This window comes from Parasedimentitalea denitrificans (assembly GCF_011813015.1).
In the GTDB taxonomy this organism is placed as follows: Bacteria; Pseudomonadota; Alphaproteobacteria; order Rhodobacterales; family Rhodobacteraceae; genus Parasedimentitalea; species Parasedimentitalea denitrificans.
In genome coordinates this window covers 93,889-108,019 of the sequence record NZ_QHLQ01000010.1, presented here as the reverse complement: position 1 = coordinate 108,019, position 14,131 = coordinate 93,889, and the positions used below count along the sequence as shown (strand labels likewise).

The following is a 14,131-nucleotide window of genomic DNA, read 5'->3' as shown; positions in this document are numbered from 1 at the left end:
GATCCTATCGGACAAATCAGAACAATAAAGAACCAGCTGCGGTTTCTTTTGTCACTGGTCGCCGTGCCTGCGATGGGCATCATAGTATTGATGGGTGTTCAAGATCGAAGGAACGCAATCGATGCCTATCAAGACGAGGCAAAAAGGATTGCCGAGAAGATTGTCCAACGACAGGCGCGGTTGACCGAAGAAACACGCCTTTTCCTTTCTGAACTATCGCAAATGCCCGCAGTCTTGTCGCCATCTGCCCCATCGTGCAGGGCATTCCTAGCGCATGTATTGGCGCTAAGCCCGCAATATAGCGACATTGCACTGTCATCTGGTGACGGTAGTTTGTTGTGTAATTCCAGGCCATTGAAGAGCGCAAGATACATCTCCGATCCCGGCTTTCTCCAGCGTGCGTTGGATGAAAATGCTTTTAGTGTCGGGGGTATGGTGCTTGACGAGGCCGCTGATGGCAACGGTATTGGTTTTGCCTTCCCCGTCAAACCTTATCCGGACAGTGCAAAGCCTACCGCAGCAGTGGTTGCGGTCGTTTCTTGGGACTGGTGGCACAAAGCACTGTCTGACGGGGGCTTGCCAGAGAACGCTGTGGCCGTGATCATTGACCAGGCTGGGCAAATCGCAGCGTCATTCCCGCGGTCCTCTGAGTTACCAGGCCCTTGGATCTCCGAAATTGGACCTTCCGGTGACGTGAGCAATACCAGTGTTGGCGAAGTTGTTGCTCTGCCGGATGGTCAGACGAGGTTCTTCGTCCACCAAGCTCTGATCAATCGCCCGGATCAGGAGCATGTGTGGATGAGCCTGGGGGTGCCGGTTGATGCAGGTTTGTTAGCTGCTACGAAACAGACCGCACTTCATCTCGCCATTTTTGGAGGTGTTCTGGTTGTTTGCTGGATAGCTGCAATGCGTTTGTTGGAACGGGGTGTTCTTGGGCCTATCAGGCTGTTGCGCCAAGATGTACAGCCACGGGATCTCAGGACAGAAGAGGGCGGGGCGTTGGGTCCTGACGACGTTGATCAGGACAGTAGCAGCGTTTCAGCAAAGAACGGTTCGCATCCGGTTTGGGAAGGCGCCACTGAACACCAACGAAATCACTTGGAAGCACTGTTGGACGCGACATCAGACAATTACTTTCATTTTGATAAAGATGGCAGAATTCTGGACTATCGACTTCAGCTGGAAAGAAGTTGGTTCAAGAACCAAGTCAACCAGTACGGCAATTTGTTCGCAGACGTTTTGCCGCCTGCTATGGGCAAAAAGTTCAAAAAAGAGTTCAGCAGGTTCCAAAAGGAAAAGGGCCCAGTGACTTGGACGAACCAGTTGGATCTCGACGGCGTTCGCCATTTTCGCGAATACCGACTTTGTCCAATTTTCGGATGTGATGAATCTGTTTTGATGGTCCGCGACGCTTCCAAACTTCATTTGGCCGAAGAGCAACGTGACCAATCCGAGGCCCGGTTCCAACGCATCATATCAAACCTGCCGGGTATGGTGATTAGCCGAAGGGTCGCAGACTTTAAGAACGTGGAAATCACATATGTCAGTCCGCAGTGCAAAGATATCTGGGGATTCACGGAGGAAGAAATTTACGCAGACGCCAAAGTTCTGGAGTCTACCATTGCTCCCGAAGATGTGCGTGAATTAGCAGAACTGGCTGCCAGGGCGGCTGACGAACATAAACCCTACACGCATCGTTTCAAGATTGTTGCGCGCTCAGGCGAAATCAAATGGCTAGAGACCAATACCCGTGCTTATCATCAAGAGGACGGGAGCCTTCTTACCGACGGAATTCTCATGGATGTCACCTCGGAAGTGGAGGTGCAACAGCAGCTCGAAAAAGAGCGAAGTATCGCTTTGCATGCTCAGAAACTTGAAAGCGTCGGTAAGATGACGGGCGGTGTAGCCCATGATTTTAACAATATCCTGGCGGCCATTATGGGCAGCCTGGAGTTATTGCGCGATGACCTTTCGGAAGAGGAACATCTGGATTTGGTCGACGTCGGCATAGGCGCAGCCCGGCGTGGGGCGGAACTGACAGGCGCCATGCTGGCGTATGCGCGCCGGGCGAGGTTAGAACCTCAGGTGGTCGACCTAAACAAGATGGTTCTCGAAACACGAAAATGGGCAGGGCGGGCGCTTCCATTAGGTATCGAAGTTGAAACCTCTCTTTTGACGGGGTTGTGGCTGACCAAGGCTGATATCAGCTCCACAGAAACCGCCCTGTTGAACCTTATCCTGAATGCCCGCGACGCGATGCCGGATGGTGGGGTGTTGACGATAGAAACTGAAAATGCCGAGGTCGCTAAGAGCTGTATAGATGCCCGAGAGGATGAAATTGAACCGGGGCGTTATGTCGTTATATCAGTCACTGACACTGGAACTGGCATGTCGGAAAAGACGCTCTCCCAAATCTTTGAACCGTTTATTACTACCAAGCCGGTCGACACCGGGTCCGGGCTTGGGTTGCCAATGACAATGGGATTTATGCGCCAGTCCGGGGGAACGGTTAGGGTCACCTCCGAACTGGGGGCGGGTACAACCGTAAAGCTATTTTTCAAGGCAGAAGATGAGGAAGAGGATGGAACCGTGGTAACTCAGCCCGAGGTAGAGCTTCCTTCGAGCAATGAACAGAGTATTCTAGTTGCCGAAGATGAGGTGAATTTACGCTCTGTATTGGTCGTGACGCTCAAAAAAGCGGGCTACTCGGTAACTGATGCATCGAGTGGAGATGAGGCGTTGGAACTGTTTAAGGCGAATCCGACGTTTGATTTGCTTCTGACAGACATTAAGATGCCGGGGAACTTGCAGGGGAGGGAACTCAGCAAAGCAGTTCGCGACATTGCACCGGATACGCCTGTGATCTTCATGTCTGGAAATATCGAAGGCACAACTGATGAGGGTAACAAACTACAAAAAAAAGACTCGCAATTAATGAAACCAGTCCTACGGGCAGACCTCTTAGAGGCGATTAGTCAGTCATTGAAAAATTAACCATCAGGCAAAAAACAATGCATCCCATAGCCTAGGCTTCGTGGGATGTTGTCAAAGAGTCCGGGGCGCCGAAGCGCCCCGGGGTATTATCTTAACGGAACAGTGACATCAGGGACTGTGGAGCGCCGTTGGCGATCGACAGCGACTGAACAGCCAGCTGCTGCTGTGTCTGCAGAGCCTTCAGGCGAGCCGATGCTTCTTCCATGTTGGTGTCAGTCATCTCGCTGATACCCATCTTCATGGCATCGGTCAGCTTGGACACAAACTCACCCTGGTCTGACAGACGGGCAGTGTCAGCACCCAGCTGGGCCGCACCGTCAATGGCTGTAGTCAGGAAGGCTTCGACTTCACCCAGAGCGGTCGCAGCAGTTGCGCTGTCAGTGATGGCTGTCAGGTTAGAAGCAAGATCAATGTTTGCTTCGAAGTCAACAGTTGCAATACTGATTTCAGTTGCTGTTGGTGTGCCTGTTGGGCCAACACGGTCAAGCGAAGCCAGGACGCCAACGCTGGTGGCACCTGCGCCGTCAACGTCTGTTGCCAGCAGGTTTGCACCGTTGAACTGAGCGGCGCCAATGATGGCTGCAACCTGTTCGCTCTTCTTGGTGATGTCGTCCTGGATCTTAGCGTGATCAACGTTTTCCGACTGAGCGGATACGATTAACTCTTTGATTTCAGTCAGTTTTTCAACGATTTGCTCAGCGCCAGCGGATGCAACGGAAACAGTTGCTTCACCCACTGCCAGGCTTTCTGAGATGGCTTCGAAACCGGCTACGTCAGATTCCATAGTCTTGGAAATTGCCCATACAGCGGCGTTGTCGCTGGCTGATCCAACCTTTTTACCAGTTGAAATCTGGTTCTGAGATTCGGTCAGGTCGTTGTTCACAGAAGACAGAGTCTGCAAAGCTACCATTGCGCCGTTGTTTGTAAGAATGCTGGTCATTTTTAGTACTCCAGATAGTCATGTTTGGGGATTTGACCCCAGGTTGAACCCAGTCTGTTGACTGGGCTTAGGAGTCGTTCTGACTATACAGAAGGCTGTTTGCCGCCGTGCCACCTTGTCGTTCGGTGCATCTACTTTCTAGCACCCCTGATCCCGGAATGTCCTAACCGAGAGCCCGGGATTAGATCAGATCCTTGGTGAATATTCCCGCGTTGCATCTTGACTGGTGTGGCGCTTAGCGCGCCCAAGTTGCACCGTGCAATTGGAGGTAGGGTGGAGGCAAAATCAATTTCGCTTGCCGGTAATGTGACGCTGAAAAAGCTGAAAAATCCGCGAATCAATGATGACAATCGGCTCGGTTGTAGGGCGCAAAAATGCGCTACTTAGGCTAGAATTAATCTATAAAATTTGACCCTGTTTCGGCCTCGGCATGCAAAATAACTTGCGCTGCGGCCCTCGCATCCTCTCCTGCGTCATGGTGTTTGAAGTCCAGCGTTAACACTTTTTGGAGATTAGCGAGCCCGTGACCGCCATTTCCGCGCAAATGTGGCCAGGCTTTGCGAGCAATTTGCACGCTATTCAGCCATCGCGCGTTCAGATTCGGCTGACCGTAACGCTGGCAGGCTGCGCTGATGGCCTTTTGGTCAAACTGACTGTGCTGAACCAACAGGTGACTCGCCAGGAAATCGCGAAGTGGGTCCAGAACGTCCATGAATCGGGGGTGTCCAGCGACCGTTTCGGGGCCAATGCCGTGCAGCCGTATATTGAACGGCGCAAACCGGACTTCCGGATCAATCATAAAGCTGGTGGTTTCTATCGTGCCGTTGTGATCCACCAAGGCCAAACCCAGCTGGCAGATACTACCGCGGTCGTTATTTGCCGTTTCCACATCCAAAGCTACAAATCTATAGCTATAAGAGAAGAGAGAGCCACTGGCCCATGACGCCAATTCAGCCGGGTGAAAGAGATCCAGTTGTTTGGGCATTCTCGCCTCATATATAATGTACAGTATAACTGTATTGTGACGTCATTCCGCAGCACTGACCAGCCGGTGAAATACACGGACTGCTCTTGGTCAATTCGCTGTGATGACTTGCGGCAGGGTGCGGTGCATCGTGCCCGCTAATTTTTAAGATGCTGCAGGTTCAATCATGGTGCCCGCAACGTGACGAAAAAGGAGGATACCTAAAGGCCAAGTATTTTGGTACACAGCTTACAAATTAAATGCGCGGCTTGGCCGCAACGTGGACCATCTTTTTAAAGATTCGTTTTGCACATGGCTGCCATTCGCCCGGCACTGCCTTATGTGAACTGGATCACATAAGCTCTTGCTCTCATGGGGTAAAATTTCACGTTCCCGTTATTTTTGGGCAAGATTTCGCCATTTTGCGCGCCCTGAATTCGGTCGCTTTCTTTCAAGTCTCGGCAACAAAAAAAACCCGTGCTAGCCGCAAGTCACATGCCGGGTACCTTTTGGATGGAGCGAGGGAACCGGGCTATTATGAGGAACTAGGAGCACTAACTCATGAGAACAAAACTTATAACAAGCGCAAGTGCAGCTGCACTGGCCGTCGCCATCACCTCGCCAGCCTTCGCGGGACCAACCTATGAAAACGATACCGGCGGTAGCTTTACCTGGTATGGTCAGCTTAACCCATCGTTCCAATCATATGACGACGGGACCGAAACTTATAACCGTTTGGTCGACAATGCTGGGTCCAATTCGCGGATTGGTTTCCGTCTAAAGCAGGCGTACGGCGAAAACTCGCTGACGTTCCATTTTGAAACGGCGTTTGGTTTTCGCTCCTCCGACGGTGTCAGCCAAGCCTCAACTGGTGACAACCTAAGCTGGGATCGCACCAACATCCGCCACGTCGACCTTCAGTTTGATACTGCGCGCTATGGCCGTTTCTCGGTTGGTCAAGGCTCCATGGCTTCTGACGGAATTGCAGGCAGTGACCGGTCAGGCACTGGCGTTGTTGCGGGTGTTGCAGTTGCTGACCCTGCGGGCGGCTATGAATTCACGGGTGGACCAGGCGGCGTCTCTGTCGGTGATGTCTTTACAGACTACGACGGTGGCCGTCTTGGACGCGTGCGTTACGACACCAATAACTACAATGGGTTTGTATTCTCGGCGTCCTACGGTACCGATATTCTTAAAACCAACAACGACCGCGAAACCTATGACGTCGCTGTTCGGTACAATAATGAGAATATAGGCGACTTTGCGCTGGATGCAGCTCTGGGTGCAGCCTGGACTGAAGAAACCGGTAAGGACGATAAACGTGACATCGCCGGCTCGGTAGCTCTTGAGCACATGCCCACTGGACTGTCGCTGGCGCTTGTCGCAGGCGAGCGCGATATTGCAGGCAACTACGGTTATGCCAAGCTTGGGTATACAGCTGACTGGACGCCTTTGGGTTCGACCTCGTTCTCAGTCGACTACTATGACGGCTCCGACATGGCCTCGACAGGTGACTCTGCTCAATCCTGGGGCGTAGCTGCTGTTCAGAAAATCGACAACTACAATGTCGAGGCTTACTTGGCCTACCGCGAGTACTCCTATGATGACTCCAGCACCAGCTACAACGACAGTAGCGTAATCATGGCTGGTGCCCGCTGGAAGTTCTAAGCGGCCACTATCAAGCCCCGTAATCTAAGAACACGCCCTTCGGGGCGTGTTTTTTCATTGGTACACGCAGAAAATCGGGCTTTCCCGCTCAACTAGCCGTGTCAAACAGCAATGCCTCTTGCGCCACGGGCTTAGTAGAAATACAAGGCGTCAAATTTATCTGGGGGGATGTCTCTGTGCATGCCCCGAATCTCTATGGGGAATGACATGCAGGTCACTGAGACGCTGAACGAAGGTCTGAAACGCGGCTATGCGATTACCGTTACCGCTGCCGAATTGGACGCTAAGGTAAACGAAAAGCTAGTCGAAGCTCAGCCGGGCATCGAAATGAAGGGCTTCCGCAAGGGTAAAGTCCCTATGGCGCTGCTGAAAAAGCAGTATGGCGAGCGTCTCATGGGCGAAGCTATGCAGGAAACCATCGATGGTGCCATGAATAAGCACTTCGAAGACAGCGGCGATCGTCCTGCGATGCAGCCAAAAGTCGAAATGAAAGATGGCGACAACTGGAAGCCGGGCAGCGACGTTGAAGTCGAAATGTCCTACGAAGCGCTGCCAGAAATCCCTGAAGTAGACCTGAAGTCCATTTCGCTGGAAAAACTGATTGTCAAAGCCGGTGAAGCCGACGTTGACGAAGCACTGGCTAACTTGGCCGAAACTGCTCAGGATTTTGCAGCTCGCGAAGAAGGCGCAGCCTCCGAAGATGGTGACCAAGTTGTCATCGACTTCCTGGGCAAAGTTGACGACGTTGCCTTTGATGGCGGCGCTGGCGAAGATTACCCACTTACTCTGGGTTCCAACTCTTTCATCCCCGGCTTCGAAGAGCAGCTGGTTGGCCTGAAAGCTGGCGAAGAAAAGGACGTTAAAGTCACTTTCCCAGCTGAGTACGGCGCTGAGAACCTGGCTGGCAAAGACGCTGTGTTTGCTTGCACAGTAAAAGAAGTGAAAGCTCCGGTTGCGGCTGAGCTGAATGACGAGCTGGCCAAGAAATTTGGTGCCGAAGATCTGGACGGTCTGAAGTCTCAGATCTCCGAGCGTCTGGAAGCTGAATACGCTGGTGCTTCGCGCGCCGTGATGAAGCGCGCTACTCTGGATGCTTTGGACGAGTTGGTCTCATTTGACCTGCCACCATCGCTGCTGGAAGCCGAAGCTGGCCAGATCGCTCATCAGCTGTGGCACGAAGATAACCCAGAAGTCGAAGGTCACGATCACCCCGAGATCGAAACCACAGAAGAGCACACATCGCTGGCAACACGCCGCGTACGTTTGGGCCTGCTGCTGGCCGAGCTGGGTCAGAAAGCTGAAGTCGAAGTGACCGACGCTGAAATGACTCAGGCTATCATGGGTCAGGCTCGCCAGTACCCAGGTCAGGAACGTGAGTTCTTTGAATTCGTTCAGAAAAACGCTCAGATGCAGCAGCAGCTGCGCGCGCCAATCTTCGAAGATAAGATCATCGACTATGTGTTCGAACTGGCAACTGTAGCTGAAAAGGAAGTCTCCAAAGACGACCTGCAGAAGGCTGTTGAAGCACTCGAAGAAGAGTAATTCTTGTTTTGATTAATTCGGAAGAGGCCGCCCACTGGGCGGCCTTTTTAATTTCAGCATTGTCTGTCTGACCAAGTGGTGCGGTCTTGTCGGCCAAGTAATGCTTTTCCACAATAAACAATAGCCGCCCAATTCAATTGGGCGGCTATTGCAATTTTTAAAATGCCCGAGGCGCGATATACGCCCCGAGCTAAAGTCCTTAGCGGAACAGTGACATCAGCGAAGATGGTGCACCGTTTGCAATCGACAGTGACTGAACTGCCAGCTGCTGCTGTGTCTGTAGTGCCTTCAGACGAGCCGAGGCTTCTTCCATGTTGGTGTCAGTCATTGCACTGATACCCTGTTTCATGGCGTCGCTCAGCTTGCCAACAAATTCACCCTGGTCAGTCAGACGAGCCTTGTCTGCACCCAACTGGGCAGCGCCGTCGATGGCAGTGCTTAGGAAGGCTTCGATTTCAGTCAATGCAGAGGCAGCTGTGGTGCTGTCCGCGATTGCTGTCATAGAGGACATGTCCAAGTTGTTTGTGAAATCAAGTGCCGCAATGTCGATCTCAGTGGCAGCAGGTGTACCAGTAGGGCCGACCCGGTCAAGCGAGGCAAGAACACCCAAGCTAGTTTCGGTGCCATCAACAGTGTCCAGCAGCAGATTGACCCCGTTGAACTGGGCTGCACTCATGATCGCATCAATCTGTTCAACTTTTTTGGTGATGTCTGTCTGAATTTTGACGTGGTCAACGTTTTCAGATTGGGCTGATACTACCAATTCCTTGATTTCTACCAGTTTGTCCACGATGTTTTCTGCACCGGCAGATGCAACCGCTACAGTTGCTTCACCCACTGCCAGGGCTTCAGAGATAGCCTCAAAACCTGACACATCGGATTCCATTGTCTTGGAAATCGCCCAAACCGCAGCATTGTCGCTGGCTGAGCCTACTTTTTTACCAGTTGAGATTTGGTTCTGAGTATCGGTCAGATCGTTGTTCACCGACTGAAGAGTCTGCAGAGCAACCATTGCGCCGTTGTTTGTCAGAATGCTGGTCATAATCATATTCCTTACGTAACGTGAGATTCCTCACGTTGTTTCGCCCAAAGGGGCTTATTAAAGGCCGTTCTGACTATGCAAATAGTTGTTCGTTTGAAACTCAACTTATCAGCGCCACCCCACCCAGGATGCAAGGACCAATCTGGGTTGTAAGTCTTAATAGGTTCCTAATTGCGAATGTGGGGATACTTAAAGGTGTTTGAAAAATTGACTAGAAGCACTGGGGATATCTTTTCTGGTAGGGGTGTTGCCCGGCCACTAAAGGCTATCCTTGGGCCTGTGATTTTTAGTTAGCATCAATAAAACAAAGGCTTCGGTGGCTTTTGTTTTGGCTTGAGTGACTTATGGAAAAGCCGATTCTGGATCACTTATTGACGCTCAGAATCGGCTGTCAGCGCCTCATAAAACTACTTTTGCAGGCGAAAAAAGTTTTGGCGAACATTCTGAGTTGTGAAGATTACATCGCCCTAAGCGGGTTCGCTGGCGTTTGACTGTGCAATTCTATTGCTACCTAGGCGTAATTCACAGGAATCGTGGCGAGTCACCTAATGGCTACTTCTGGGGGAAGTGTACGACGTCTGCACCCTCAACCCACTGCGGGTATTTGCTCATGATTGACGCAAACCGGTCTGAGGTCAGGAACCGATCAAGCCAAGCTTGTAATTTTGGCCAGGGTTGGGCGTCGAACCAATCTTTGTCGATAAAGGCAAACTGCCGAACAAATGGCAGAATCGCGTAATCCACCAAACTGGGCGTATCAAAGATCCATTGCTCAATCTGTTGATCCAGCTCCGCCAGAAACGCGCCAGCCAGAGCACGCTGTTCACTGGCATCCATTTCTGGATACCGGCTGGCGTATTTGGTGTGGTCCAGTGCGTCTTTGAATGGCCCGTCTGCGCGGCTGATCCAATCCCATCCGGCATCTGGCATATTAAGCCAGCCCTCGGGGTCGGACAGACGCAGTGCCCATGTCATGATGTCCAAGCTCTCGTCGATGGCACCATCTTTGGTGACCAGACAGGGCACTGTCGCACTGGGCGACGCCTCAAGGAACGCGGCTGGCTTGTCTCGCAGAACAACTTCGCGCAATTCGACCTGCTGACCGGATGAAACCAAAGCCAGCCGCGCCCGCATGGCATAGGGGCAGCGGCGAAAGGAATAGAGCGTGGGGATCATCGTCAGCGCCTTTTAGTAAAGTCACGAGACAATAGAATCCACCACGCTGACCGACAAGCTTATGTGGCACTAATCATCTCGGCCGGAACAGAAAAAGGTGCCTTGCGGGGAATGGACTGCACCATATAACTGCCGACATCAGCCCGGCTGATTTTTGAGGACAGTCGATAGCGGTCAACAACCCGCGCCTCACCAGTTGGTTCACCATCGACCAAGGTAACTGGCCGCAGGGCCAAACTGTCCAGACCGCTGTCTTTATATACTTGCTCCATTTTCGCCAAATCACGATAGGCAACAGACACGTTGCTCGACTTGATCAACAGCCGCATTACCGGGTTTATCTTTGACCAGCTTTCGGCAACCCCGGCGGCGCTGATAGATACCACCCGTTTGACACCATGGCGCTTCATCGCCGCGACGATGTTTCTGGCGCTTTGTTCCGCCAGATTGATCGGGGAAACCACAGGGGACCACGGGTTGGATGCGGACTTTCGTTTAATACCTAGACAAGAAAGCACCGCGTCTTGGCCCTGCATCGCGCGGTCCACTGTTTGTGCGTCCATAACTTCTCCGTGCATGATCTCTAAATCGTCGGGAAATTCCCCCTTGGATCCGGGGCGGATCAGCACGCGTACATTATAGCCCTGTTCAATGGCAGACTTGGCCGCCCATTGGCCGCAGTTTCCAGAGGCTCCGAAAATAACCAGGTTTTGTGCAGTCATTGTATTGGTCCTTGATCTGTTTTGCGCCGGTGCAAGACAGCGCCTGTTTCTCAATCCAGTTAGTGTCGCTGGCCGCGTATGGGAATTGCCAAGGATTGCACTTCTGGCATACAAAAATGCATGGAATGGAAATCTGTCTCTTTCGACTGGAATCAAATTCGTGCTTTCCTAGCCACCGTGGACGAGGGCTCATTCTCGGCTGCGGCCCGTGTGCTTGGGCTGACCCAGCCAACACTGGGCCGTCAAATTGCAGCGCTAGAGTCTGATCTGGGCGTCACTTTGTTCGAACGCAACGGCCGCAGGATGGATTTGACCAAATCGGGCCTTGAACTGGTAGAGCAGGCCCGCGCTATGCTGCAGGCGGCAGGGCAAATCTCGCTGACGGCCTCAGGGCAGTCGCAATCTATCGAGGGTGAGGTTTCCATCACAGCAACCGAGGCCATGATGGCCTACATGTTGCCGCCCTTTGTTGCGCGACTTAGACAGCAGGCGCCGGGGATTGAAATCAGATTGGTGGCCTCAGACAAGGTGAGCGACCTAACTGCGCGAGAGGCGGACATTGCAATTCGTCACGTGCAGCCGGAACAGCCGGATCTGATCGCCAAGAAGCTGGGCCAAACCCAGGCGCGGCTCTATGCGGCCTCTAACTATCATGATCAGATCGGCCGTCCTGATGCCAATCAAGACCTGACCGGCGTGGATTTCATCGGACAGGATCACTACCTGCGCTCGTTGCGTGTGCTGTCCGGGCGCGGCTTGCAGCTGGACCGGGCGAACTACAAGATGATCAGCTCTAGCAGTGTGACCCTGTGGGAAATGGTCAAAGCTGGGTTGGGACTAGCAGTGATGACTGATGATGTGGCCCAGCGCACGCCGGGGGTTGAACCGGCGTTTCCCGACATGGAGCCCTTTGATGTGCCGGTCTGGCTGGTGACCCACCGCGAGCTGCACAGCAGTCGCCGTATTCGGATGGTGTTTGACCTGCTGGCCGAGCATTTCTCAGAAATCAGGACTTACCGTTAGAAAAGGCCGCGCTGTTGCACGGCCTTTCTAGTTTCTGTCTGTCTACTTCACAGGTCAATCTTGAACCGGGCAAAGCCTTCAGGGCCTTCTCCGGCTGGCGCGATCTTCATGCCTTCGACGCTGTCGACATAGTCATTTGCCTTGGGGCCGGTATCAAACAGTACCGAGGTGCCGGGAAGGGGGGCAAACGACCAGTTGGAATCGGCGCGCGGGCTGATGGTGCCGTTTTCAACGATATAGCGCACAATCACGTCGCGATTGGTGTCGGGGCCTTCGAACACAATGGTATCACCCATCGCACCGGGGAACTTGCCGCCGCCACTGGCGCGGTAGTTGTTGGTGGCGATGATGAACTTGGCTGCTGGATCAATCGGTGCGCCGTTAAACATCAGGTTGACGATACGATTGGCACTGTCATCGCCGGGTTCACCCTTGGGCCCAAATTTGGATGGCTGTGATAGATCAATCTGATAGGTTACGCCGTCGATCACATCATAGTTGTAACTGGGAAAGGCTGGGTTCAGTAGAACCTGGTCGTCCTTGCCAACCTCTACTTGGTTAAAGATCCCGGCAGAGCGTTCCAGCCAATCCTTGACCTCTGCACCCGTGACTAGCACCGCACGGGCGGTATTGGGATACAGATACAGATCAGCGACGTTTTTGATTGCCACATCGCCCTTAGGCACGTCGGTGTAATACTCTGGGCCTCCACGACCGCCGGCCTTAAACGGAGCCGCCGCTGACAGAATGGGCAGGCCTTCATACTCAGTGCCCTTCATCATTTGCTCAATGTACCAAGTCTGGGCAATCGACACGATCTGAACCGAGGGATCATCCGCAACCAATGCAAAATAGCTGTGCAGTGGTGAGTCTGTCTTACCAACCGCGCGACGGACATAAGAGAGTGTCGCCTCGTGCTCCTGTGTAGCAGACGCCAGTACATCTGCATCATCTTCTACGAGGGCCGTATAGCTGCGGTCTTCGTTGCGCTTGGAAATGGGCCGCGCCTCGGAACCATGCCCAACCACACGCCATCCATTGCCGTCACGCTCTAGCATCAGGTCAATCAGGCCAAGGTGGCTACCCCAGAAACCGCCCATGGTGGCGGGCTTGCCATGAATGGTGCCCTTTTCCGCGTCCACACCAGCAAAGTCGGCGTATTTAGAGGATGGGAACACAAGGTGGCTGTGACCAGTCATGATGGCATCAATGCCCTCAACCGCTGCCAGTGGAACCGAGGCGTTTTCCATACCTTCAGTCTCATCCGCCGAACCAATGCCCGAGTGGGACAGGGCGATGATGATATCAGCGCCTTTTTCCTTCATTTCTGGCACGTAGGCACGGGCGCATTCCAGAATGTCACGCGCCTGCACATTGCCTTCAAGATGGGGCCGATCCCAGTTCATCACCTGTGGTGGCACAAATCCAATAAGACCGATCTTGATCGGATGCTTGGCGCCAGTGCCATCCGTCAGCTCACGTTCGATCATCACATAGGGTGGCAACAGGGTCTTGTCGTCCCGCGGCCCAGCGCCGGTCTCGGTAGCGATATTGGCACAGACCACCGGGTAATTGGCCCCGGCCAGCGACTTCATCAGAAAATCGAGCCCGTAATTGAACTCGTGGTTGCCCAGGGTCGAGGCCTCAAATCCAAGCGTGTTCATCGCGGCAATCACCGGGTGCATGTCACCCTCTTTCATGCCGCGCTCATAGGCGATGTAATCGCCCATTGGGTTGCCTTGCAGAAAGTCACCATTGTCCAGCAGCAACGAGTTGGTGGCCTCGGCGCGGATCTCTTTTACGATCGACGCGGTGCGGGCCAGACCAACAGTGTCGCGCGGTTTGTCGGCGTAATAGTCATAGGGGAACACATGCACGTGCAGGTCGGTGGTTTCCATCAAACGCAGGTGCACCTGATTGGCAGCGGCCTGAACCGAAAACGGATGCAGTGCGATCAGACCAGCTGAACCGGCCAAAAAGGACCGGCGATCTAAATTGATTGGCATGGTGAACTCCCAAAAATTGTTATCGTTATCAGATCACGATATCACGAGATTAGC

10 protein-coding genes are annotated in these 14,131 nt (G+C 53.0%); 4 read left to right on the top strand and 6 right to left on the bottom strand.

Features of this window, described 5'->3' with window-relative positions:
* Positions 1 to 279 precede the first annotated feature (279 nt).
* Positions 280 to 2,994: a response regulator gene (locus DL239_RS11770; protein WP_167684292.1), complete on the top strand. Its 2,715-nt coding sequence runs from the start codon at positions 280 to 282 to the stop codon at positions 2,992 to 2,994.
* Between the two features lie 91 nt (positions 2,995 to 3,085).
* On the opposite strand, the gene DL239_RS11765 is transcribed toward DL239_RS11770, so the two are convergent.
* A complete protein-coding gene (locus DL239_RS11765) occupies positions 3,086 to 3,934 on the bottom strand; it encodes a flagellin N-terminal helical domain-containing protein (protein ID WP_167684291.1) in 849 nt (282 codons plus the stop codon).
* Between the two features lie 394 nt (positions 3,935 to 4,328).
* On the bottom strand, positions 4,329 to 4,919 hold the full coding sequence (locus DL239_RS11760) for a 3'-5' exonuclease (protein WP_167684290.1): 591 nt from the start codon (positions 4,917 to 4,919) through the stop codon (positions 4,329 to 4,331).
* A 540-nt stretch (positions 4,920 to 5,459) separates the two neighbouring features.
* On the opposite strand from DL239_RS11760, the gene DL239_RS11755 reads away from it, so the two are divergent.
* The gene (locus DL239_RS11755; RefSeq protein ID WP_167684289.1) at positions 5,460 to 6,566 is read left to right on the top strand and encodes a porin; all 1,107 of its coding nucleotides are present in this window, start codon (positions 5,460 to 5,462) and stop codon (positions 6,564 to 6,566) included.
* A 207-nt stretch (positions 6,567 to 6,773) separates the two neighbouring features.
* Entirely contained in the window at positions 6,774 to 8,108 is a 1,335-nt protein-coding gene (tig, locus tag DL239_RS11750; protein WP_167684333.1) for a trigger factor, read from the top strand.
* Between the two features lie 199 nt (positions 8,109 to 8,307).
* Here tig and DL239_RS11745 read toward each other — a convergent pair whose 3' ends face one another.
* The 3 genes from DL239_RS11745 to DL239_RS11735 form a co-directional block, all read right to left on the bottom strand.
* On the bottom strand, positions 8,308 to 9,150 hold the full coding sequence (locus tag DL239_RS11745; RefSeq protein WP_167684288.1) for a flagellin N-terminal helical domain-containing protein: 843 nt from the start codon (positions 9,148 to 9,150) through the stop codon (positions 8,308 to 8,310).
* Between the two features lie 552 nt (positions 9,151 to 9,702).
* Positions 9,703 to 10,326: a glutathione S-transferase gene (locus tag DL239_RS11740; protein WP_167684287.1), complete on the bottom strand. Its 624-nt coding sequence runs from the start codon at positions 10,324 to 10,326 to the stop codon at positions 9,703 to 9,705.
* A gap of 59 nt (positions 10,327 to 10,385) precedes the next feature.
* Complete coding sequence (locus DL239_RS11735) at positions 10,386 to 11,048, bottom strand: NAD(P)-dependent oxidoreductase (protein WP_167684286.1); 663 nt, start codon at positions 11,046 to 11,048, stop codon at positions 10,386 to 10,388.
* A gap of 120 nt (positions 11,049 to 11,168) precedes the next feature.
* Between DL239_RS11735 and DL239_RS11730 the strand changes: the two genes are divergently transcribed.
* The gene (locus DL239_RS11730) at positions 11,169 to 12,071 is read left to right on the top strand and encodes a LysR family transcriptional regulator (protein WP_167684285.1); all 903 of its coding nucleotides are present in this window, start codon (positions 11,169 to 11,171) and stop codon (positions 12,069 to 12,071) included.
* A 47-nt stretch (positions 12,072 to 12,118) separates the two neighbouring features.
* On the opposite strand, the gene DL239_RS11725 is transcribed toward DL239_RS11730, so the two are convergent.
* Positions 12,119 to 14,077 carry a bifunctional 2',3'-cyclic-nucleotide 2'-phosphodiesterase/3'-nucleotidase gene (locus tag DL239_RS11725; protein WP_167684284.1) on the bottom strand — a complete coding sequence of 653 codons (1,959 nt, stop codon included), beginning with the start codon at positions 14,075 to 14,077 and terminating at the stop codon, positions 12,119 to 12,121.
* Positions 14,078 to 14,131: the final 54 nt, after the last annotated feature.